This is a genomic window from Bartonella sp. AP9QHHD (genome assembly GCF_042195625.1).
Taxonomy (GTDB): domain Bacteria; phylum Pseudomonadota; class Alphaproteobacteria; order Rhizobiales; family Rhizobiaceae; genus Bartonella.
Genome location: NZ_JBHIOP010000121.1, coordinates 17,419 through 40,786 on the forward strand (window position 1 = coordinate 17,419; position 23,368 = coordinate 40,786).

A 23,368-nucleotide genomic window follows, 5' to 3' on the forward strand; every position below is an offset into this window, starting at 1 on the left:
ATTTTATCATCAGATACCTTAATGATTTGGGAGATGTTTATGGTTGCAGCCAATAGATGTGAATTTGTTTTTTTACCTCTGGGAGGTGTAGGTGAAATAGGGATGAATTTAGCTGCTTACGGATTTGGTCCCCAATATCTTCGTGAATGGCTGCTGGTTGATATGGGGATTAGTTTTGCTGGTTCTGAATTACCAGGTGTCGATCTTGTTTTGCCTGATATTCGTTTTCTAGAAAGTGAAAAACACAATATACGGGGTCTTGTTTTAACACATGCACATGAAGATCATTATGGGGCCGTTCTTGATTTATGTCCAAAGTTACAAGTGCCGATTTACTGTACGCCTTTTACGGCAGGATTATTGGAAACTAAAAAACAATTAGATTTTGAATCTCAAAAAATTTTACTCAATATTTTTCAAGCTGGTGATTGTTTTCAGGTAGGTTCCTTTGCTGTAGAGGCTATAGCCGTTAACCATTCAATACCAGAATCTGTATCTTTAGCAATTACAACCTCTTTGGGGACTGTGATTCATACTGGTGATTGGAAAATTGATCATACCCCTTCACTCGGGGCTGTAACCGATGAAAAAAGATTTCGTGCTTTAGGCAAAAAAGGTGTTTTAGCATTACTTTGTGATTCCACAAATGCATGTCGGGATGGTATCTCTCCTTCAGAACAGCAAGTTCAAGCCAGTCTTTCAGAGATTATTTCTAAAGCTGAAGGGCGCGTTGCGATAGCAACTTTTTCTTCTAATATTGGTCGGATACGTTCTATTGCTCTTGCAGCTGAAGCTGCTGGACGTAAGGTGCTTGTCATTGGGCGTTCCCTTAAGCGAAGTATTATGGTTGCACAAGAGCTTGGTTATATGAATGGTTTAGCACCATTTGTAACGGAAGATGATTATGGCTACATCTCGCGAAAAGATCTTGTTTTAATTGTCACAGGGAGCCAAGGTGAGCCATGTGCTGCTTTGGCTAAACTGTCACGTGATGGAATGAAAAATATTGCACTTTCCGCTGGTGATACCGTTATTTATTCATCACGAAGTATTCCAGGAAACGAAAAAGCGATTATTGAGGTACAAAATCGTTTCATTGATTTGGGTATTAAAATTATTACGAATGAAGATGCACTTGTTCATGTTTCAGGTCATCCCCGTCGTTCAGAACTTTTACAGATGTATGATTGGATAAAGCCACAAATACTTGTCCCTGTACATGGGGAAGCAATGCATCTTAAGGCTCAGGCAACTTTAGCACGTCAAGCGGGTATTCAAACTGTTATGGATATCAGAAATGGCTATATGTTACGTCTTGCACCAGAGCCTGTAGAAGTTATTGATCAAGTTCCTGTTGGCCGCATCTATAAGGATGGTTGCTTAATTGGAGATGAAGATGAATTAGGGATTCGTGAACGCCGTAAACTAAGTTATGCTGGTCATGTTACTATTTCTCTCCATATAAATAGTAAGCATGAATTATTAGGGGATATAGGTCTAACAACATTCGGGTTACCTGAAAGTAATGGAAAGGGGGAAAGTTTAAAAGATATTCTTTTAGATATCGTAGAAAATACAGTTTATAATATCCCACGCATGAAACAGAAAAATAATGAACTTATTCGAGAGGCAACACGACGTGCAGTAAGAGCGGCTGTTCATGAAATTTGGCAAAAAAAACCTATCTGTACAGTTTTTTTACATCGGTCAAAATAAAAGAACTTTCCTATTACGTTATTTAAAAAGAGAAGAGCATTTTTATTTTATTGCTAAATAAGAAAAATAGAGAATAAAGCACAATAAATTTTTAAATGATAAGATCGTTATATTTGCAAGTATTCAGAATGCGGCTATAGATGAATAGAGGGTGTGATAAATTGTTCCGATATGATAGATCTGATTAGGAGTTAATTATTTCAATGCGTCTTTCTCAATATTTCCTTCCACTTTTAAAAGAGAATCCTAAAGAAGCAGAAATTGTTTCTCATCGCTTCATGTTGCGCGCTGGAATGATTCGACAACAAACATCAGGGATTTATTCTTGGCTTCCTTTGGGAAAAAAAGTGCTTGATAAAGTTTGTAAAATTATTCGTGAAGAGCAAGAACGTGCGGGTGCAATAGAAATATTGATGCCTACAATTCAGTCTGCTGATCTTTGGCGTGAAAGCGGTCGTTATGATGATTATGGTTTGGAAATGCTCCGCATTAAAGATCGTCAAAAGCGTGATTTACTTTATGGTCCAACCAATGAAGAGATGGTAACAGATATTTTTCGCTCTTATGTTCGTTCTTATAAAGATCTTCCGCTTAATTTATATCATATTCAATGGAAATTTCGTGATGAAATTCGTCCACGTTTTGGTGTGATGCGAGCACGAGAATTTTTAATGAAAGATGCTTATTCTTTTGATCTTGATTATGAAGGCTCTGAAACATCTTATAATCGTATGTTTGTTGCTTATTTACGCACTTTTTCTCGCCTTGGCTTAAAAGCAATTCCTATGCGTGCAGATACAGGTCCAATAGGGGGGGAACTCAGTCATGAATTTATCATTTTGGCTGAAACAGGAGAGAGTGCTATCTTCTGTGATAAACAATTTCTTGAACTTACCGTTCCTGATAGTTCAATCGATTTTAGTGATAAAGCTGTTTTAGATGATATTGTTAAGCAATGGACATCTTTTTATGCAGCAACGGAAGAAATGCATAATGAAGAGGAGTGGGCTAAAGTTTCTGATCATAATCGTCTTTCAGCGCGTGGTATTGAAGTAGGGCATATTTTCCACTTTGGTACTAAATATTCTGCTCCAATGGGAGCAAAAGTTATGGGACAAGATGGAAAAGAGCATGTGGTCTCTATGGGATCTTATGGTATTGGGCCTTCGCGTCTTGTTGCGGCCGCTATTGAGGCTTCTCATGATGAAAATGGTATTATTTGGCCAAAGTCGATGGCACCGTTTGATTTTGGGATTATCAATATGAAGCCCGATGATGAAAAATGCACACAGGCATGTGAGTTTCTCTATCAGGGATTAAAGAAGGTTGGTTTTGATCCGTTATTAGATGATAGAAATGAACGCCCTGGATCAAAATTTGCAACAATGGATTTGATTGGTTTGCCAACGCAAATCATTGTTGGTCCTAACAGTATTGCACAAAATGAAGTTGAAATTAAAGATCGAAAAACAGGAATAAAAAAATCTCTAAAGGTTGAAGATGTGCTCAGCCAACTTTCTATAATTTAATAGGAAATATTATGAAGAGGCTGAAAAACAAATGCTTTTCATCTTATGAGTGGATGATCGCTTTTCGTTATATGATTCCCAATAAAAAACATGTCGTTGCATCTGTTATTTCAATTATTTCTCTTATTGGGATTATGTTGGGCGTATTTGCTCTGGTTGTTGTTATGGCGGTGATGAATGGCTTTCGTACAGAACTTCTCAATCGTATTCTTGGTATGAATGGGCATCTTATTATTCAAACAGTTGATTCTGGTTTTTCTGATTATAAGACTCTTATTTCTTCTTTAGAAACTACAAATGGTGTGAAGTTTGCTTTACCTGTTATTGAAGGTCAAGCGCTTGTTCAAGGTGAAGTTCAAGGTGGCTCTGGCGCGTTAGTTCGTGGTATGCGCAAACAAGATCTAGAAAAGCTTAAAACAGTCTCTCAAAACATTAAATTAGGGTCGATTTCTCGGTTTGATCAAGAAGAAGGTGTTGCAATTGGAAGTGGCTTAGCAGAAAAATTAGGACTGACAGTTGGAAGAGATATTCGTATTATTACTCCAGATGGTGATGAGACTCCTTTTGGCGTTACCCCACGTGTGAAAGCTTATAAAGTCGTTGCTATTTTTGAAGTTGGTATGTCTGAATATGATTCAATATTTATCTTTATGCCTCTCCATGAAGCACAAATGTTTTTTAATTTGGGAGATAAGGTTCAGTCTTTGGAATTATTTCTAAATGATCCTGATGCTGTTGATCAAATAAAACCTGTTGTAGAAAAAGCAGTTGAACAACAGGTCTATTTAATTGATTGGCGTACACGCAATCAGGCTTTTTTTTCAGCCTTACAGATTGAACGAAATGTTATGTTTTTCATTCTTTCTCTGATCGTTCTTGTTGCTGCTTTAAATATTATTTCAGGGCTGATTATGCTTGTAAAAGATAAAAGTCATGATATTGCAATTTTACGCACGATGGGGGCTCAACAGAGTGCGATTTTGCGTATATTTATCATTACAGGAATGATGATTGGTTTTATTGGAACTATATTGGGTTTAGTTTTAGGTGTTATCGCGACCGCGAATATTAATCATATCCAAGATTTTATATCTTGGTTATTTAATGTCGACGTTTTTAATCCTCAACTTTATTTTTTAACAAAATTGCCTGCACAAATTGAGTGGAAACAGACCATCTTGGTTGCTATGATGGCTTTATTCTTGTCGTTTCTTGCTGCTCTCATTCCGGCATGGCGTGCTGCTAAGCTAGATCCCGTACAAGCTTTGAGGTATGAATAATGACAGCTATTTTAGAGCTTGTAGAGATTGAAAGACACTTTTTCGAGAGTCATAAGCCCCTCATTGTTTTAGATAAAGCGAATTTTACTCTTAATCGTGGAGAGCTTGTTGCACTTGTTGCACCATCTGGTGCTGGAAAATCAACACTTCTTCATATTGCTGGATTATTAGAAAAACCAACAGCTGGTGATGTGATGTTACGGGGTGTTTCTTGTGCAAAGCGCTCTGATAGTGAGCGAACAGCTATAAGACGAAATGATATTGGTTTTGTTTATCAATTTCATCATTTACTTCCAGAGTTTACGGCGTTAGAAAATGTCATGATACCCCAAATGATAGCAGGATTAAAAAAATCCATAGCAGAAGATCGTGCGCGCAAATTATTAACGTATCTGCGTATTTCTCATCGTGCGAACCATCGTCCCTCAGAGTTATCGGGAGGAGAACAACAACGTGTTGCTATTGCACGTGCAGTAGCAAATGGCCCTTCGGTTCTTTTGGCTGATGAACCTACAGGAAATCTTGATCCAGTAACTTCAGCTTATGTTTTTCAAGCTTTATCTATCCTTGTTCGTCAGTCTGGTCTTTCTGCTCTTATTGCAACACATAATTACGCTTTAGCTAAGCAAATGCATCGTCGAATTACACTTAAAGAACAAAAGATTATAGAACTTCCTTAAAGCAAGGTAAAAACTTTATACGACTAATTGAATAGTTTATATTACTTTATTCAAGGAGATTTTTTATGACAGTTTTTGTCGTTGACAAAAATCAATTAGATGCTCGTCGTCGTCGGTTGATTTTTCGTGCATGGCATCGCGGTATTCGTGAAATGGATCTCATTTTTGGGCATTATGTCGATGCTCATATTACTGGGATGAATGATAAAACGCTCTCTGAGCTTGAGTATATTATGTCTTTTGATGATCGTGATTTACTCACATGGATTACTGGAGAAATTTTGCCCCCCTCTGAAGTTGATAGTCCACTTTTCCGTGATATTGCCAATTATCGTACTTGCTTAAGTTATTAATCCCGATGCCTATATTTAAAAAAATTGTTATTCCCAAAAATAATTCTGTTCGTATGATTTTAGATGGCGTTACTGATGGATTTGAAGCCTTTGCGCTTGCTAAATTAAGTTCAGAAATTGCACAAGGTAAACCGCTCATCTATGTTGTCCGTGACGGAACAAAAATTGCGCATTTACAACAAGTTTTAAATTTTATTGAACCCAATTTACCCGTACTTCAATTTCCTGCATGGGATTGTTTGCCTTATGATCGCGTATCACCAGGAATTGCTGTTATGGCACGTCGACTATCAACATTGGCACACATAGCAAATTTACGGAAAGATCCATATTCTGCAATTATATTAACAACAGCAAATGCAATTATGCAAAAGTTGCCTCCTCGTGAAATGATAGAAGCTCAGCTTATTCATGCACGTGTTGGCCAGCGCAATAACATGGGAAATCTTATTCAATTTCTAGAAACCAATGGTTTTGAACGCGTTACGGTTGTCCGTGATGTTGGTGAGTTTGCTGTAAGAGGAGGAATACTTGATATCTTTTCTCCGATGGATGTTGAACCTTTACGCCTTGATTTTTTTGGAGATACCCTAGAAAGTATCCGCGTATTTGATCCAGAAAGTCAAAGGACAACAGGCCAAAAAACTGAACTTTTATTACAGGCAATGAGTGAGGTTGTTCTTACACCAGAACGCATCAGTCGTTTTAAAAGCAATTATACCCGTACATTTGGTGTATCACAAAAAAATAACATGCTTTATGAAGCAATTTCTCAAGGTCGGCGTTTTGCCGGTATGGAACATTGGCTTCCATTTTTTTATGAAAACCTTGATAGCTTTTTTGATCATTGTGGCAACTTACCGATAGTTTTTGAGCATCTCATAGAAGAAGTCTTCATTGAGCGCTATCGTCTTATTGAAGACTATTATAATGCGCGCAAAGAGCGCGAAAGTGATGAAAAAAATTCTACTTCTTATCATCCAATAGATCCTAGTCTTTTTTATTTAACGCCAGAGCGTGTTTTGGAAGGTGCGCAACAATCTTCACAGCGTATTGATTTTTCTCCTTTTAATGTTCCACAAAGTTTGGAACAAACTATTATTCACGCACATGTTAAACAGGGATATGATTTTGTAAAAGAGCGTAATGCGCAGGAAAAAAATGTTTTTTCAAGTGTTATTGATCATATCGCATCTTTACGCGCTGCTGGTAAAAAAGTGCTTTTAGCGTGTTGGAGTGAAGGATCTCTCAATCGTTTGTTACAAGTTCTCGATGAGCATGGATTGAAAAAAATAGATGTTGCAAAATCTTTGCAAACTGTCAAAGCAACACCTCGGGATCGCATATTAGCAGCTGTTATCATGATAGAACATGGTTTTGTGGCTGAAGATTTGGCTATTATAGCAGAGCAAGATATCCTTGGCGATCGTTTTATAAGATCGCCAAAGCGGCGTAAGAATAATACAAATTTTATTTCTGAAATTTCTGCTTTAAATTCTGGTGATATTATTGTGCATATCGACCACGGTATTGGCCAATTTGTTGGTCTTAAAACCATCAGAACCACTGGAATTTTACGAGACTGCCTTGAAATTAGATATGCTGGAGGTGATTTACTCTTTTTACCTGTTGAAAATATTGAGCTTCTCTCACGTTATGGCTCAGAAGGAACAGAGGTAACTTTAGATAAATTAGGAGGTGTTGCTTGGCAGGCACGTAAAGCTCGGCTTAAAAAACATTTATTGGAAATGGCAGGGCAATTAATCCGTATAGCTGCAGAGCGTATGACTCGTGCTGCGCCTGCTTTACTTCCACCAATTGGACCATTTGATGAGTTTGTTGCTTGCTTTCCCTATGAAGAAACGGAAGATCAAATGAATGCAATTGATGCTGTTTTGGACGATCTAGCCTCAGGCAAGCCGATGGATCGCTTGATATGCGGTGATGTTGGTTTTGGAAAAACTGAAGTAGCCATTCGAAGTGCTTTTGTTGCAGCATTAAATGGATATCAGGTTGCTGTTGTTGTACCGACAACTTTGCTTTCACGTCAACATTACAAAACATTTATTTCGCGTTTTCAAGGATTACCGGTTAAAATTGGACATGCTTCGAGGCTTGTAAAAGCGAAAGAACTTGCACGAGTAAAAAAAGGTGTTTCAGATGGTACAATCGATATTGTCATTGGAACCCATGCATTATTAAGTGATGCAGTTAATTTTTTACGGTTAGGTCTTCTTATCATTGATGAAGAACAGCATTTTGGTGTCAAACACAAAGAGCGTTTAAAAGAGCTTAAAAGTGATATTCATGTTCTCACACTTTCAGCAACTCCCATACCACGCACTTTAGGGTTAGCTTTATCGGGTGTACGTGAACTTTCATTGATAACAACCCCCCCCATTGATAGAATGGCGGTTCGTACTTTTATTTCACCCTTTGATGCACTTGTTATACGAGAGACCCTGCTTCGAGAATATTATCGTGGTGGACAAAGTTTCTATGTTTGTCCTCGTATTTCTGATCTGGCTTTTGTAGAAGAATATCTCAAAACACATGTGCCAGAACTGAAATTCGTTGTGGCTCATGGACAAATGCCGGCTGGACAACTTGATGATATCATGAATGCATTTTATGATGGACAATATGATGTGCTGCTCTCAACAACCATTATTGAATCAGGTCTTGATATTCCAACAGCCAATACCCTAATTGTGCATCGTGCTGAGATGTTTGGTCTTTCTGCCCTTTATCAGTTACGTGGTAGGGTAGGACGTTCAAAACAACGTGCGTATGCTCTCTTTACATTTCCTGCTGGTAAAGTTTTAACAACTGCTGCTGATCGCCGTCTTAAAGTGTTACAATCTCTTGACACCTTAGGGGCCGGTTTTCAATTGGCAAGCCATGACATGGATATCCGCGGTTCAGGCAATTTTTTAGGTGAAGAGCAATCGGGGCATATCAAAGAAGTTGGATTTGAACTCTATCAAAAAATGCTTGAAGAAGCTGTTGCTGAATTAAAAGATGGAGAGCTAAATGAAGATAAGCAATGGTCACCTCAAATTTCCCTTGGTACAACAGTGATGATACCAGAAAGTTTCGTGCCTGACTTATCATTACGTATGGGACTTTATCGTCGTTTAACAGAACTTGATGGTTTAGAACAAATTGATGAATTTGCAGCGGAGTTAATTGATCGCTTTGGTCCTTTGCCCCTTGAGGTTCAACATCTTCTTAAAGTTTTTCATATTAAAACATTGTGTCGAAAAGCACATGTAGAGAAATTAGATGTTGGACCAAAGGGGATTGTCATACAGTTTCGTAATAACTATTTCGCAAATAGTGTTGCTCTTGTTCAGTGGGTGGGAAAACAAGGTTCAATGGCAAAAATTCGACCAGATCAAAGTATTGCTCTTATTCGTGATTGGTCCTCAGCGGATGAAAGGCTTGTTGGAGCAGCGAATATTATGACACAGCTTGTCGAAATGGCAGAACAACATTCTGTTTAAAAAATTTCTTTATTGTTTCAGAACTGTTACTCATTTTTATAAAATCATTCTGAATAAAATTTAAGTTTATAATAAAGAACCCTTTATATATTTATTTAGTTTTTATTATATACGTATTGATATAATGAAGAAAATAGATTAGACGGTTTAACCGCATTAAATAGCACTTGCATATAATAAGCTAATAAGCTCCTGTAAATTTTTTAGAAAAAAAAATTTAGGTAAAGATAGCATGCTTTCTTCATTACAAAAGTGTCTAACTATCGTCTTTTTATTACTCACTTTGATATATGGCGTAAAAAACGCTCACGCTGAGTTTAGCTTAACCGAATTATCTCTTTCTGGTTTAACGCTTGATGAGAAATATAAGCGTATTAAAGAAAGACTACAAGTTATTGAAAAGAGGATGAAATTCATTGAAAAGACATTTGCTGATTTAACACTTTCGCAAATACGTTCTCATAATATAGAACATGATAAGCTGCTACAAGAACACGGAGACCTTAATGAAGAGCGTTATAAGCTTTCTTCAAAACTAAGTGATTTAGCGCAAGAAATGGAGAATTTAGCATATAGAGCGCATAGGGCAAGAGAGTATAGAGTAGGAGAGTATGAAAGAAATTAAGTAAAGCAACAGAATATCTAAGGTCTCGAAGCGCTTCTGAATTAGGAATGAGTGATGATACAGCAAATGTAGAAACTCTTAACGATAGAGCGATTGATGAAACGATACGACTCTATTCCTTTATGGTTCTTTCTTGTAAAATTCAAGAGAGTCTGTTGGACAGTGATATAGGGGATTTATTACGGAAAGATTTTGGTTGGAGGAAAAAAGATTTTAGATGGGCAAAAGATGCAATCAATTCAATAGATCCTGAATTAATAAAGCACTTTGAAGAACGAATGGTGATTAGTGTCTCAGATTTTGAAGAAGAGATAATTAGTGGTATAAAGGATATGGTGATGCGCAATCCTTCGAATGTAAAATCTGCTCCTTTATTATGTAGAAGCACGAGAGAAATATATAATATAATGCTGCCAGAAAAGAGAAAGAGTATTATGAATCGTATGCGTTCCCATGTTGAAGAGTTATTCAATTAAAAATTTACTCATATAAATACAGAGAAATTAAGCTGATATACTAAACAATAGTTAAAACATATTAGTAATAATATATTTTATTTTTTGAGTTATTACTTATTATTTATTATTTATAATAAAGTAATATTATACACGTAATATATTATCTGTTATTCTTATCATATAAGATTTAATATATATTAAATAATAAACTCATATATCTTTTTTATGTTTTCTTTTTATGCATAATTTTTTGTGCTTGTAGTTTTTTATTTTTATCTGTTTAATTATTTTAATGACGATACATCTCATATCATAAATCTTGTTTCATTAATATGATAAGAGAGATATTTTATAGCTCTAAGTTGTGTTATATAGAGAAACAAAATGATATTTTAATTCATTTTTTTCTTAAAACTTAAATCATTAACGATTTATATCTTTGATATTGTGAAAGATGAAAAGAATTTATCATTTTAGTAGATTCTTTTATTTAAGAAATAACTTAAAAGAAATTGATAAAAGCTATATTTTTTATTCACGTTATAAAACTGAGAGATGATATTTGTACAGAAGTGCAATAATAGATGTTTAATATATGAGCATAAATTTATTATGGCTTTAGGCACGTGAGATGATTCATAGGGAGGGTTTCCTTTGTTCAGTAGTTTATCTATAAAACTAACTCCGCTTGTGATGTACAAGTGGATAAATTTTATTGATTCAACATAAGAGAGGTTTGCGCTATTAGGATCTTTCATACAATATAGAAATAGAAAAAAGATAAATTATTATTATAAATTAATATGTTATTATATTTTAAGAAAGTTTTTTATAAATAAAATATTTTCAGCAGTTATAGATTTTCTCTCTAAGAAAATGTGTTGTTTAATTAAGAAAAAAGCACTTCTTTAGTAGCGTATTTTTAAACTAAACTGTTTAGTTAAACGCTATGGAATATAAAATTTTTATTACAAAAGCGTATCACTATTATTTTGTAAACAAGGGCAGAAAATTGTTCATTAGCAAAAAGCTCTCTTAACAATTATGCAGAAATTTTAGACAATCAGTGGTTTTAATTCATTAAATGTTTCAATAATATCGTAGATGATTTTGTTTTTGTGTATCACACAAGGAAAACAGTAAAATTTATCTGATATTTTAGAGCTTCATGCATTGCAACACCTGTTGCAAAGGTTCTATAAGCTTAACATGAAGAGTAATAAATGTAAAAATTTTAATTAGTAAGTTTTTTAGAGTAGTATCAGAGTTTATTTTAATTAATATTGCAATATTGATTCGTTTGTGTAATCTTAGTTTAAATGCACAGAGGTGTTTTATGGATAGATTGCATCAAATACCAATGTGATGAAGAGGGGAAATGATATGAGTGTATAAAAATTAGAATGGCTCGTCGTATTTTTTCTCTAAATTTGACTTTTTTTTTTATATTGAAGTAAAAATAGTAAAATTAATTGTTATTTCATTATAATTTAATAAATTAAGTTGGAATTATATTTAATATTTTTTTGAAGTTACTTAAGAGCGCGTTGAAAGGATTAACTTAATCATGTCGCATAAAAATGTTTATTCTGCTGTTTCAGTATTAGTTGGAGCCGCTGCCCTTTTTCTTATAGCTGGTATTTCTGCAAATGCGCAAACTTTATCACAAGGTTGGTACAAAGTTTGCAGTAAGCAGCATGATGTTGATATTTGTAATACAATGAATACTGTATTATCGAATACGGGACAACCTTTAACGGCTTTTAATCTTGTTGAAATAAAAGGGAAGCAAAATGAGAAACGTATAGGTATTCAAGTGCCGACAGGTCGTTTTTTGCCAGAAGGTGTTCACATTAAAATTGGTGACGAGTTCTCTAAAAAAATTCCTTATATTATTTGTAATGGACCAAGTTGTATTGCTAATGATGTCTTAGATGATAAGCTTATAGCAGCTATGAAAAGTGGTACAAAAATGGTTGTAACCACAGTTAATTTCCGTGGTTCAGCTAATCCTATTGAATTTTCTCTTAATGGGTTTACAGCAGCCTATACCGGTCCTGGTATGGAGGAAAAAGATTTCCAACAAGAACAAATAAAGCTGCAGCAAGCTATTCAATCAAAGCAAAAAGAAATTGAAGAGCGTATGCGGGCTGAGCAAGAAAAAGCGAAACAAAAGTAATAAAACCACACCATAAAAGTTGGTCAAAACGTTTTCTATAATTGTTTATTTGAACCGCCACAGTTTTCTGTGGCGGTTTTTTTTAATCCTTAATTTTTCGAAAGAATTCTGCGTTTCCACCAACCAATACGTTCAGTTTTGGAAGAATCATTAGGCGTTGATGAAATAACAACGGGTTGATTAATTGTTTCTTCAATTTGGGAAGGAGAGGTTTCGATAACTTTCTCCATCTCGATTACAGTTTCTTGCTCTAATATTTTTTGTATTTGCGTTGTCTCTTTAGAAGATGATTTTTTACGTGTTCCACGTGTTGATTTTTTACTCTTTTCAAGAGCTTTATCTTCTACCTCATGAATAGCTTTGTCTGCTTTTTTTGTTTTAGTTTTACGCACCGGACTGGTTGTAGGTTTTTTTTCAAGAGATTTTTGTTCTGCAATATTTTGATCATTCTCTAAAGAAAGTTGATTTTCTACTACTTTTGAAGAACGTGTTTTACGTTTTTTAGGTTTAATACTTGTATCATTTTTTTCAGATTCACTCTGTTGTTGTATATCTAGAGCTTGTGTATTATTTTTTGTTTCTTCAAGTTCAAAAGATTTAACAGGTGAAACACGACGTTTGCGATGCGCTGCTTTAATTTCTGCTAAAGCTTGCTTAGCAAAATCTCCTACTGGTTCTGCATAAGGAACGCGAATCTGATGAAAATTATTATCTTGATTGCGTCGACCACCACGACGTCCTCGACGACGTCCTCGACGATAAGAATCATCATTTAAGGTATCTTCTTTTTTATGAACGTTGGAGAGAGAATGATCAGTAATTTCACCGTGACGATTTTTGCGCCGACGCTTTTGGTTTGTTTCAATGGGAGAAGGATTTTCAATAGATTCACTTTTTATGAAAACAGAATCTTCAATTTCTTGCTTATTGTCATCTTCCAATGAAGATTGAGAAATTCTCTCTGCTATTGAGCCTTTAGAAATAACAAGATGTTGTGTTCCAATACTATCATCTGCTTCAATACTAATATTAAGTTTAAAGCGAGCTTCTAAATTAACAAGAATATTGCGTTTATGATTTAATACATAAAGCGCTGTTGCTACGGGGGTGCGCACGATAATATTATGTTGCGAATTATGAAGAAGATATTCTTCAATTGAGCGCATGACATGTAACGCAATTGATGATTCAGAACGTATATTTCCTGTTCCTGCGCAATGTGGGCAGGGCTGTGTCGTACTTTCTAAAACCGATATGCGAATACGTTGACGACTCATTTCTAAAAGGCCGAAGTGTGAAATATGACCTACTTGAATACGAGCACGATCGTTTTTTAAACAATCTTTTAATTTTTTTTCGACCAGCTTCACATTGCGTTCTTCAAGCATATCAATAAAATCAATCACAATTAAACCAGCAAGGTCACGCAAGCGTAATTGCCGCGCTACTTCTTCAGCAGCTTCAAGGTTAGTTTGTAAGGCTGTCTTTTCGACAGAGAATTCTTTCGTAGAGCGGCCAGAATTTACGTCAATAGCAACAAGTGCTTCTGTTTGATTAATAACAAGATAACCACCAGATTTTAAAGAAACCTGTGGTTGCAACATTTTATCAAGTTGAATTTCAATATTATTTCTTGCAAAAATGGGCGTAGGATCACGGTAAGGTTGCACAACTTTTGCATGACTTGGCATGAGCATACGCATAAAGTCTTTCGCTTCACGATATCCTTGGTCTCCAGAGACAAGAATTTCACTAATGTTCTTATTATAAAGATCTCGTATAGAACGCTTGATGAGATTGCTTTCTTCATGGACAAGGCATGGCGCCGTTGACTCGAGTGTCAAAGTGCGAATAGTATCCCATAACCGCATAAGATATTCATAATCACGTTTAATTTCAGCTTTTGTTCTATTGGCACCAGCGGTTCGTAAGATAACGCCCATACCTTTTGGAACGGCTAATTCTTTTACGATTTCTTTAAGACGCTTACGGTCTTGTACGTTCGTAATTTTTCGTGAAATACCACCACCACGTGCTGTGTTGGGCATTAGAACAGAGTAACGACCAGCTAGAGATAGATATGTTGTAAGGGCAGCACCTTTATTACCACGCTCTTCTTTGATAACTTGTACCAACAAAATTTGACGTCGTTTAATGACTTCTTGAATTTTATACTGGCGCCCTTGTTTTCTTTGATAAATCGGGAGCTCTTCACGGATGTCCTCAGCACCGACCATTTCAATCTCATCATAAGAGATATTGGCATTTAATGCTTCTTCTGTATTATCAATTATTATCGCTTCAGATGTGATATCATTTTCAATATCGGCTGCTATAACATTGTTTTTTTCACTTTTTTTTGTTCTTCTGGAGCGTTTTTTATTTTTAGTTGCTTCTTCCGTAAAGGTATCTACAGAATTTTCTCCTACAGCTTCTTTTTCTTCTTCTTCAAGAAGAGCAAGGCGATCAGCAATAGGAATTTGATAATAATCAGGATGAATTTCAGAAAATGTTAAAAAACCATGTCGGTTTCCACCATATTCAACAAAAGCCGCTTGGAGAGACGGTTCTACACGCGTAATACGTGCGAGATAAATATTCCCCTTGAGCTGTTTTCTATGTTCTGATTCAAAATCAAGTTCTTCAATTTTGTTGCCGTGAACAACAACAACACGTGTTTCCTCCGGATGGGAGGCATCTATAAGCATTTTGTTTGACATAAGTTAATATCCTGAAGGCGACATGCACAATTTTATTCAAACGAATGCCATAACTATTCGTAAACATAAAAGGCTGTCTGCCATAAAAGGGAGGTACCAGAAAAACAGGACGAAACACCACGTGCAAAGGCATGACTGCATTTACACCATTTCTCATCATTATTTCCATCTGTTTTTTATGACTCATATTTTCTTAAAAGTCTCCGGTAAAATAATCTTTAAAACAGTTCGGATATCCGAACCAACGAATCTTAAGTAATGCAATCCTAATGTTACAACATAGAAATTTTTCATCCATAAAAAAGTCTCAACGCATAATAGACAAAAAACTTCTAAAGACAACTTAATATGAGTTACAGATAATTTAGATGACTATTATCAGCTAGGAAGCATAAATATTCTTTTATGTTGATATCATGCGTTTGGCAAGTAACAATGTAAATCATGTATAATTATAATATCTTTATGACCTTAATTTCGTTTTGAGGTGTTTATTTAGCTTTTATTGAAAAATAGATAATAAATTGGTGTATCGTTTTATGTAACCAAGATAAATTATTACAAAGGTAATGTAGAGTATTTTGCTTATGATAAGAGTTTTTTTTACCAAAAAGCTGAAAACAGCTTATGGGGATGTTATTGTGCTCGTCACATACTTTTTATTATCTTTTTTGCTACTCCAAACTAGTGTTCAAGCCGCAGATCCTCTGAGACTTATTAATTTTCGAACCATTGGTGATAGTATTCATACGCGTATTATTGCGGTTTTTAATTCAAAACCAAATGTTCGTTTACAGATTTTTGACAGGCCCGCACGTTTGGTTATCAATTTACCTACAATTGACTTTTCGATGCAAAATACGCCTTTAAAGAAACGGAATACATTATCCGTTATGCTTTCAGATGTGCGTTATGCTTTCTCTGACATACAGACTTCACGCATTATTTTGACAAGTAAAACGGCTTTTGTGGTTGAAAAAAATGTCGTAAAAAAATTAAATAATGGTTTATGGCAGTTGCTGATTGATATTCGTAAAAGTACACAAGAAAAATTTGATGAGATATTAAAAAAACAGCAAAGAAGCAATTTTGATACAAAAACACAGTTAATGCCAGCATATAATTTCCGTGTTGTTCTTGATCCTGGTCATGGTGGTATTGATGGCGGTGCACGGGGTGTTACTGGAATTTTAGAAAAAGATGTGACTTTAGACTTTGCGCGTGCATTGCGAGACGAATTACAAAAGGATTCTCATATTACCGTTGCTTTAACACGAGATTCCAATATTTTTTTAAGACTAAGTGAAAGAGTTAAAAAAGCGCAAGAGTTTGATGCTGATCTTTTTATATCTATTCACGCAGATACGATTGATCTACATTCTCTTCGCGGTGCCACAGTGTATACCATATCAGATAAAGCCTCTGATGCCATTGCAAAATCTTTAGCTGAAAATGAAAATAAAGTTGATTTGCTTGATGGTTTGCCTGCAGATGAAACGCTCGAAGTTACAGATATTTTGATGGATCTTACACGACGTGAAACACATACATTTTCGGTTAATTTTGCAAATAGTGTTATTTCAAGTTTATCAAAGAATCATATTAACTTGATTAATAACCCACATCGGTATGCTAATTTTCAAGTTTTAAGAGCTTCAGATATACCCTCAGTCTTGATAGAGATAGGTTATTTATCCAATAAAGAGGATGAAAAGTTATTAAATGATCCTCATTGGAGAAAACAAATGGCAGCCTCTATTGCTCATTCTATTCGTCAATTTGCTGATTATAGGCAGAAAATGATACAGCCTCTTTAAATTTATGAGAAAATAGAGTATCAATATGGGCTTCTAGTGTACCCTAGTATAAATAAAAGATAGAAAACAATTTCTCTTGATCTCAATCTTGTGGTGATATCCACTTGGTGTGTTTGAAGTAACGTATTTTTTCTTTAATTAATTCTTAAGAAAGCGATAGCCGTTTTTATGATGATTTTTTTAAGATATCTTCTTCGTTTTTTTATTGCTATTGGACTTTATGGTGCAATAACGTGGGGTGTTATGACCAGTGGTCAAGCAAATGCACTCCCTGATTATGAAGTTCTTTCACTTTATGAGCCGCCGGTAATGACCCGTGTCCATGCTTCTGATGGCCGTCTTATGGCAGAGTTTGCAACAAAACATCGCCTCTATTTACCGATTCAATCAATACCAAAGCTTGTTATAAATGCTTTCATTTCGGCTGAAGACAAAAACTTTTATCATCATTTTGGTTTAGATCCTGAAGGACTTTCTCGAGCTTTGATCAATAATATTCGTAATATTGGTTCTGGAAGACGTCCAGAGGGTGCATCAACTATAACGCAACAAGTCGCTAAAAACTTCCTTTTAAGTTCAGAAACAACGTTAGAACGTAAATTTAAGGAAGCTATTTTAGCAATGCGTATTGAGAAAACTTATTCAAAAGATCATATTCTCGAACTTTATCTCAATGAAATTTATCTGGGTCGTGGCACTTATGGCATAGCTGCTGCTTCATTGACCTATTTCAATAAATCCGTCAATGACCTGACGCTAGAACAATGTGCTTATTTGGCTGCTCTTCCAAAAGGACCAGCAAATTATGATCCATTTAAGAATACACAACGTGCTATTGATCGGCGTAATTGGGTTATAGACCGGATGATTGCAAATGGATATGTAACGCGTGAACAAGGTGAAAAAGCGAAAGCTAAACCTTTAGGAGCGACAATACGTGGGAGTGATAGCTATGTTTTTGCGGCTGATTATTTTACTGAAGAAGTACGGCGTCGTTTAATACATCGCTATGGGGCTAAAACACTTTATGAAGGTGGGCTTTCCATTCGTACAACGCTTGATCCGCATTTACAACTTATTGCGCGACGTGCTTTGCACGATGGATTAATTAGATTTGATCATGCGCAAGGATGGCGTGGAGCTTATGCGCATATTGATGAGAAAGGTGATTGGGGGACAGAACTTGCAGATATCACAGGGCTAAGTGATGTTCCTGAATGGCGTTTAGCTGTTGTTCTTTCTACTAATCTCAATAAAGTAGAGATTGGTTTACAGCCACAGCGCGAAGCTTCAGGTATATTATCAAAAAAACGGGAAATTGCTGTTTTATCTGAAGCTGATTCAAAATGGGCACTCCATGTTGTAAAAGAAAATGGTTATCGAAAAACTGTTCAGAGCTTATCTCATGTTCTGCAAGTTGGGGATGTCATTTTTGTTGAAAAACTATCTAATACAAACAACACTTATCGTTTACAACAAATTCCAAAGGTTGAAGGTGCAATTGTTGCTATGGAACCTCATACAGGGCGCGTTCTTGCTATGGTGGGAGGATTTTCTTTTGCAGCATCTGAATTCAATCGTGCAACCCAAGCTTATCGCCAACCGGGGTCTGCTTTTAAGCCTTTTGTTTATGCAGCAGCTCTTGATAACGGATATACACCAGCATCCGTTGTTTTAGATGGCCCCATTGAAGTTCGTCAATATAATGGTGAAGTTTGGCAACCCAAAAATTATGGGGGTACCTTTGCAGGACCTTCAACGTTGCGTTATGGTATTGAGCGTTCTCGTAATCTTATGACAATACGGCTTGCCAATGATATGGGAATGCCTCTTGTCGCTGAATATGCAGAACGCTTTGGGATCGTAGATAAATTGCAGCCTTATCTTCCCATGGCTTTAGGGGCTGGCGAAACAACAGTATTACGAATGGTTACAGCTTATTCCGTTATTGCCAATGGCGGACGCTCTATTAAACCTTCTCTGATAGACAGAATTCAAGATCGTTATGGGAAGACAATTTATCGTCATGATGATCGTATTTGCGAAAATTGTAATACGAATTCATGGAATAATCAAAGTGAACCCACATTGATTGATGAGCGAGATCAAGTTCTTGACCCTATGACGGCTTATCAAATTACATCGATGATGGAAGGGGTTGTTCAGCGTGGTACTGCGGCACGTTTACGTTATCTTAATCGACATATTGCCGCTAAAACAGGAACAACCAATGACTCTAAGGATGTCTGGTTTATGGGATTTACTCCTGACATTGTCGTTGGTATTTTTGTCGGTTATGATCAACCAGCTCCGTTAGGATATAATGGAACAGGAAGTTCATTAGCTGCACCTATTTTTGGTGATTTTATGGCAGATGCTCTTAAAGGGAAGCCAGATGTTCCCTTTAAGATGCCAAAAGGTATGATTTTAATGCCAATTAATCGGAAAACAGGAATGCTTGCCGAAAGAGGAGATCAAGATGTCATTATAGAAGCATTTAAACCAGGGACTGGGCCTGCTGATATATATCAAGTTATTGGGAGTACAAATTCTTTTCAAGAAGGTGTTCCTGCAGTAACGACTTCTCCACAAGTCAACAAAGCACTTGAAAGTGGGACAGGTGGGCTGTATTAATCGACAAAATCTCCTTTTGCCATGAGTCATGGTTTTTATCTCTTTTTTACAATGTCGGTTCTATAAATAGAGTGATAGAACTGTACCATTTTCTGATAGCAGCTATTAAATTTGTATAAAATGCTAAGAGACACAACCAAAAAGAGTTTTTAAAAATACGGTGTTAAATTATGCGAGCAGAAATAGAAACATTAGTTGATGAAATCCAGAAAGCAATACAATTGCTAAGGGGGCATCTTTGACTGGGATCAATCACTAAAGCGTCTTGAATATCTTAATCAAAAAGCGGAAGATCCATCATTATGGGATGATGCACAACGAGCACAGGATATGATGCGTGAGCGTCAACGTCTTGATGATTCAATCAATGGTCTTTTATCATTTACAAAAACACTTGAAGAATGCATTGAGCTTATTGCGATGGGCGAAGAAGAAAGTGATGTGGAAATTATCGCTGATGCAGAAAGATCAATACGTAATCTTAAAAATGAGATAGATAAAAGGCAAATTGACGTACTTCTTTCAGGAGAGGCAGATCCGAATGATACCTATTTAGAAGTTCATGCTGGAGCAGGGGGAACAGAAAGCCAAGATTGGGCTTCTATGCTCTTACGTATGTATATGCGATGGGCTGAACAGCATGAAATGAAGGTTGAAATTTTAGAAATTCATGATGGAGAAGAAGCAGGAATAAAGTCAGCGACTATTCTTGTAAAAGGGCATAATGCTTATGGAATGTTAAAAACAGAATCAGGTGTTCATCGCTTAGTGCGGATTTCTCCATTTGATTCGAATGCAAAGCGCCATACCTCTTTTGCAAGCATTTGGGTTTATCCAGTTATTGATGACAATATTGAAGTTGATGTTTCAGAGGCAGATGTGCGTATTGATACATATCGTGCATCTGGAGCAGGAGGACAACATGTTAACACAACAGATTCTGCTGTTCGCATCACACATATAAAAACGGGTATTGTTGTTCAATGTCAAACAGAGCGTTCTCAACATAAAAATCGCGCTACGGCTTGGTCGATGTTGCGTGCACGGCTTTATGAAGAAGAGCTTAAAAAAAGAGAAGAAGAAACCAATGCTGCTGAATCTTCTAAAACAGAAATCGGATGGGGACATCAAATTAGATCTTATGTTCTTCAACCCTATCAGCTTGTCAAAGATTTGCGTACAGGAATTGAAAATACGGATCCACAATCCGTACTTAATGGTAATTTAGATGCATTTATAGAGGCAGCACTCGCACGGCGCATTTATGGAAAAGACAAAAAAATTGAGGATATTCGTTAATTACATATCCTTCCTTCAAGCCATGTAGATTTTTTCTTAAGCTGTTCGTTTTATGGATGCTGTGATGTTATATAGCCTTTGATACTTTAAAGGTTTAAAGGGGGATTTTCTTGTTCCTTTCTTCAACTTTTTCTCACACGCTAATTCTGCTTATGATATTGCAAGTGATAGGAAGAATCTGAAATCAGAAAATTTTGCGATATTCGGGGGACTAATATAAATGTAAAACAATTCATTATCCTTATAAATCAATATATTGTAAAAATTGAATCCGTTGAAAAACTAAAATCAATTAGGGAGAATAACTTTTGCTTTTGAAGGTAAATCAAACACTCAATTTACAAGTTACCATTATGATATAAAAGTGTTGCAGTAGCTAAAACATTTTCAGCATGCCTAGATACGCTTACTTTGCGCCATTCTTCTACTATTATTCCATTTGCATCAATTAAAAAAGTGCTCCGTTCAACTCCCATATATTTGCGTCCATACATGCTTTTCTCAACCCAAACACCATAAGCTTCGAGGGTCGTTTTTTCTTCATCAGAAACCAAGATGACATCAAGTTCATGTTTTATTTTAAATTTATCATGTTTTTTTACATTATCTGGAGAGATTCCAATAACAGCAACACCGATTTCATCAAATTTCATCTTTAATTTTGTGAAATCAAGTGCTTCACTTGTGCAACCACTGGTGTCATCTTTTGGATAAAAATATAAAACAACAGGCTTTCCTTTAAAGTCAGAAAGACACACTGTCTCTCCTCCATCGCGCGGCAAAGTAAAATCAGGAGCAAGAGCACCTTTCATTGGTCTTGTCATTGTTTTCATCTTTCTTTTTTGTGTAACAGGTATAAAATATCAGAGTACACAGAAGAAAAGAACTATTCAACTCTCTAGAATTTTATCGTTTTGAAGAGACTTTTATTTCCCTAACAAAATTCGCCCTATCACAACGATTGAATTGAAAGAACAAGCTCGACGTGAACAACATAAACAAAACAGCAAAAGATTATACTGGTTTCATCACAACATGTTTTTTCTTACCAAAAGAAAGTTTAATGGTTCCTTCTGCACTGACATCCCTTTCAATAATAAGATGTGTTTCATCCTCAATAATTTGATCATTTACACGGACACCTCCACCTTGAACGTGTCGGCGTGCCTCACTATTCGATCTAGCGAGTCCTGCTTGTACTAAAAGAGTGAGCAATCCAACACCTTTTTTTAATTCTGAGGCATTAATTTCAACAGTTGGAAGATTTTCTCCCAGAGTTTTTTCTTCAAACGTCTTGCGAGCCGTTTCTGCTGCTGCATCAGCAAGAACACGTCCATGCAACATTGCTGTAATTTCTGTTGCAAGAATTTTTTTTGCTTCGTTAATTTCAGTTCCTTGTAATAGAGAAAGTTTAAGAATCTCATCCATCGGCAATGGAGTATAGAGCTTTAGAAATCGTGTTACATCAGCATCTTCTGTATTGCGCCAGTATTGCCAAAATTGATAAGGTGAAAGTTTATCCGCATTTAGCCATACAGCCCCATTCAATGATTTACCCATTTTGGCACCGGAAGAGGTTGTCAGCAATGGTGATGTTAACGCATATAATTGCGGTGTTCCTAAACGATGTCCTAATTCGATTCCGTTAATAATGTTGCCCCACTGATCAGAGCCCCCCATTTGCATACGCAACCCATAACGTTTATAAAGTTCAACAAAGTCATAAGCTTGCAGAATCATATAATTAAACTCTAAGAATGACAAAGAGTGCTCACGCTCAAGTCTGAGTCTGACAGAATCAAATGACAACATACGGTTGACAGAAAAATGCTTTCCTACATCACGCAAAAATTCTAAGTAGTTTAAATTGCATAACCATTCAGCATTATTCACAATACAAGCATCGGTTTCTCGGTCACCGAATGTCAAATAGTTAGCAAATACCTTTTTAATACCATCAATATTTGCAGCAATATCATCTTGTGTCAGAAGGCGTCGCGCTTCGTCTTTGAAAGAAGGATCACCAATCAATCCGGTTCCTCCACCCATTAAAGCAATGGGGCGATGACCCGTTTTTTGTAACCAATAAAGCATCATAATCTGAAGAAGACTTCCAGCATGTAAACTCGATGCTGTTGGGTCAAATCCAGTATAAGCGCTTACAGTTTCTTTTGAAAAAAGATCATCTAAGCCTTTTTCATCTGAAATTTGGTGGATAAAACCACGTTCGCTCATAATGTGTAAAAAATCAGATTTAAAGGCAAACACAGATTTAATTTCCTAATTATAAGAGTGCATTTATTGTATATAATAGGCGATTATATAATGAATTATTAATGCGTTATCTATCATAACTGACACACACCTCACAAGAGAAAGAGACATATTGGTAATATAAGATAATAATACAGGTATTATTTCCTTTTTACGCTAAAAAAGAGACTTTTCAGTGATAGAAAACAGGTATGCTGTTATTCTCATTTCTATCCTGAAATAAAATTTAGAAAAATTTTAAATGCAAACTGAAAAAATTACTTTGTTATGATCAGAAACGGCTTTTGCTAATTTTTTA

General features: G+C 35.9%; 15 protein-coding genes. 12 read left to right on the forward strand and 3 right to left on the reverse strand.

The genetic code is table 11. The features are described from left to right. The first annotated feature begins 39 nt into the window (after window positions 1–39). The 9 genes from ACFIK4_RS09730 to ACFIK4_RS09770 all read left to right on the forward strand — a co-directional run bounded on the left by ACFIK4_RS09730 (window position 40) and on the right by ACFIK4_RS09770 (window position 12,326). Window positions 40–1,716, forward strand: a complete 1,677-nt coding sequence (locus tag ACFIK4_RS09730) for a ribonuclease J (RefSeq protein ID WP_375675837.1) — start codon at window positions 40–42, stop codon at window positions 1,714–1,716. A gap of 203 nt (window positions 1,717–1,919) precedes the next feature. Next, complete coding sequence (gene proS / locus ACFIK4_RS09735; RefSeq protein WP_375632246.1) at window positions 1,920–3,245, forward strand: proline--tRNA ligase; 1,326 nt, start codon at window positions 1,920–1,922, stop codon at window positions 3,243–3,245. A gap of 11 nt (window positions 3,246–3,256) precedes the next feature. Further along, a complete protein-coding gene (locus tag ACFIK4_RS09740; RefSeq protein WP_273791270.1) occupies window positions 3,257–4,525 on the forward strand; it encodes a lipoprotein-releasing ABC transporter permease subunit in 1,269 nt (422 codons plus the stop codon). Beyond that, window positions 4,525–5,205, forward strand: coding sequence for an ABC transporter ATP-binding protein (locus ACFIK4_RS09745; protein WP_375675838.1), 681 nt, complete (start codon window positions 4,525–4,527; stop codon window positions 5,203–5,205). Before ACFIK4_RS09740 ends, ACFIK4_RS09745 begins: the two co-directional genes overlap by 1 nt. Before the next feature lie 65 nt (window positions 5,206–5,270). Then, window positions 5,271–5,558 (forward strand): succinate dehydrogenase assembly factor 2, encoded by a 288-nt coding sequence (locus tag ACFIK4_RS09750; protein ID WP_375611887.1) that lies wholly within the window; start codon window positions 5,271–5,273, stop codon window positions 5,556–5,558. A 5-nt stretch (window positions 5,559–5,563) separates the two neighbouring features. Then, window positions 5,564–9,064 carry a transcription-repair coupling factor gene (gene mfd, locus ACFIK4_RS09755; protein WP_375675839.1) on the forward strand — a complete coding sequence of 1,167 codons (3,501 nt, stop codon included), beginning with the start codon at window positions 5,564–5,566 and terminating at the stop codon, window positions 9,062–9,064. A gap of 232 nt (window positions 9,065–9,296) precedes the next feature. Then, complete coding sequence (locus ACFIK4_RS09760) at window positions 9,297–9,689, forward strand: hypothetical protein (protein ID WP_375675840.1); 393 nt, start codon at window positions 9,297–9,299, stop codon at window positions 9,687–9,689. Window positions 9,690–9,736: 47 nt separating this feature from the next. Then, on the forward strand, window positions 9,737–10,165 hold the full coding sequence (locus ACFIK4_RS09765) for a hypothetical protein (protein ID WP_375675841.1): 429 nt from the start codon (window positions 9,737–9,739) through the stop codon (window positions 10,163–10,165). Between the two features lie 1,549 nt (window positions 10,166–11,714). Beyond that, window positions 11,715–12,326 carry an invasion associated locus B family protein gene (locus ACFIK4_RS09770; protein ID WP_273791265.1) on the forward strand — a complete coding sequence of 204 codons (612 nt, stop codon included), beginning with the start codon at window positions 11,715–11,717 and terminating at the stop codon, window positions 12,324–12,326. Between the two features lie 89 nt (window positions 12,327–12,415). On the opposite strand, the gene ACFIK4_RS09775 is transcribed toward ACFIK4_RS09770, so the two are convergent. Then, the gene (locus ACFIK4_RS09775; protein ID WP_375638393.1) at window positions 12,416–15,046 is read right to left on the reverse strand and encodes a ribonuclease E/G; all 2,631 of its coding nucleotides are present in this window, start codon (window positions 15,044–15,046) and stop codon (window positions 12,416–12,418) included. A gap of 587 nt (window positions 15,047–15,633) precedes the next feature. Between ACFIK4_RS09775 and ACFIK4_RS09780 the strand changes: the two genes are divergently transcribed. The 3 genes from ACFIK4_RS09780 (at window position 15,634) to prfB (ending at window position 20,796) form a co-directional block, all read left to right on the forward strand. Further along, window positions 15,634–16,863 carry an N-acetylmuramoyl-L-alanine amidase gene (locus ACFIK4_RS09780; protein WP_375628086.1) on the forward strand — a complete coding sequence of 410 codons (1,230 nt, stop codon included), beginning with the start codon at window positions 15,634–15,636 and terminating at the stop codon, window positions 16,861–16,863. A gap of 168 nt (window positions 16,864–17,031) precedes the next feature. Beyond that, window positions 17,032–19,497 carry a penicillin-binding protein 1A gene (locus ACFIK4_RS09785; protein WP_375628088.1) on the forward strand — a complete coding sequence of 822 codons (2,466 nt, stop codon included), beginning with the start codon at window positions 17,032–17,034 and terminating at the stop codon, window positions 19,495–19,497. A 170-nt stretch (window positions 19,498–19,667) separates the two neighbouring features. Next, window positions 19,668–20,796 (forward strand): peptide chain release factor 2 gene (gene prfB, locus ACFIK4_RS09790; RefSeq protein WP_375613443.1). Its coding sequence is split into 2 segments (ribosomal slippage): window positions 19,668–19,736 and window positions 19,738–20,796, totalling 1,128 coding nucleotides; the frame shifts between segments, so codons are not numbered across the junction. A 338-nt stretch (window positions 20,797–21,134) separates the two neighbouring features. On the opposite strand, the gene ACFIK4_RS09795 is transcribed toward prfB, so the two are convergent. Next, window positions 21,135–21,620 carry a peroxiredoxin gene (locus ACFIK4_RS09795; protein ID WP_375675842.1) on the reverse strand — a complete coding sequence of 162 codons (486 nt, stop codon included), beginning with the start codon at window positions 21,618–21,620 and terminating at the stop codon, window positions 21,135–21,137. 190 nt (window positions 21,621–21,810) lie between these two features. Beyond that, a complete protein-coding gene (tyrS, locus tag ACFIK4_RS09800) occupies window positions 21,811–23,064 on the reverse strand; it encodes a tyrosine--tRNA ligase (RefSeq protein ID WP_375638395.1) in 1,254 nt (417 codons plus the stop codon). Window positions 23,065–23,368 lie beyond the last annotated feature (304 nt).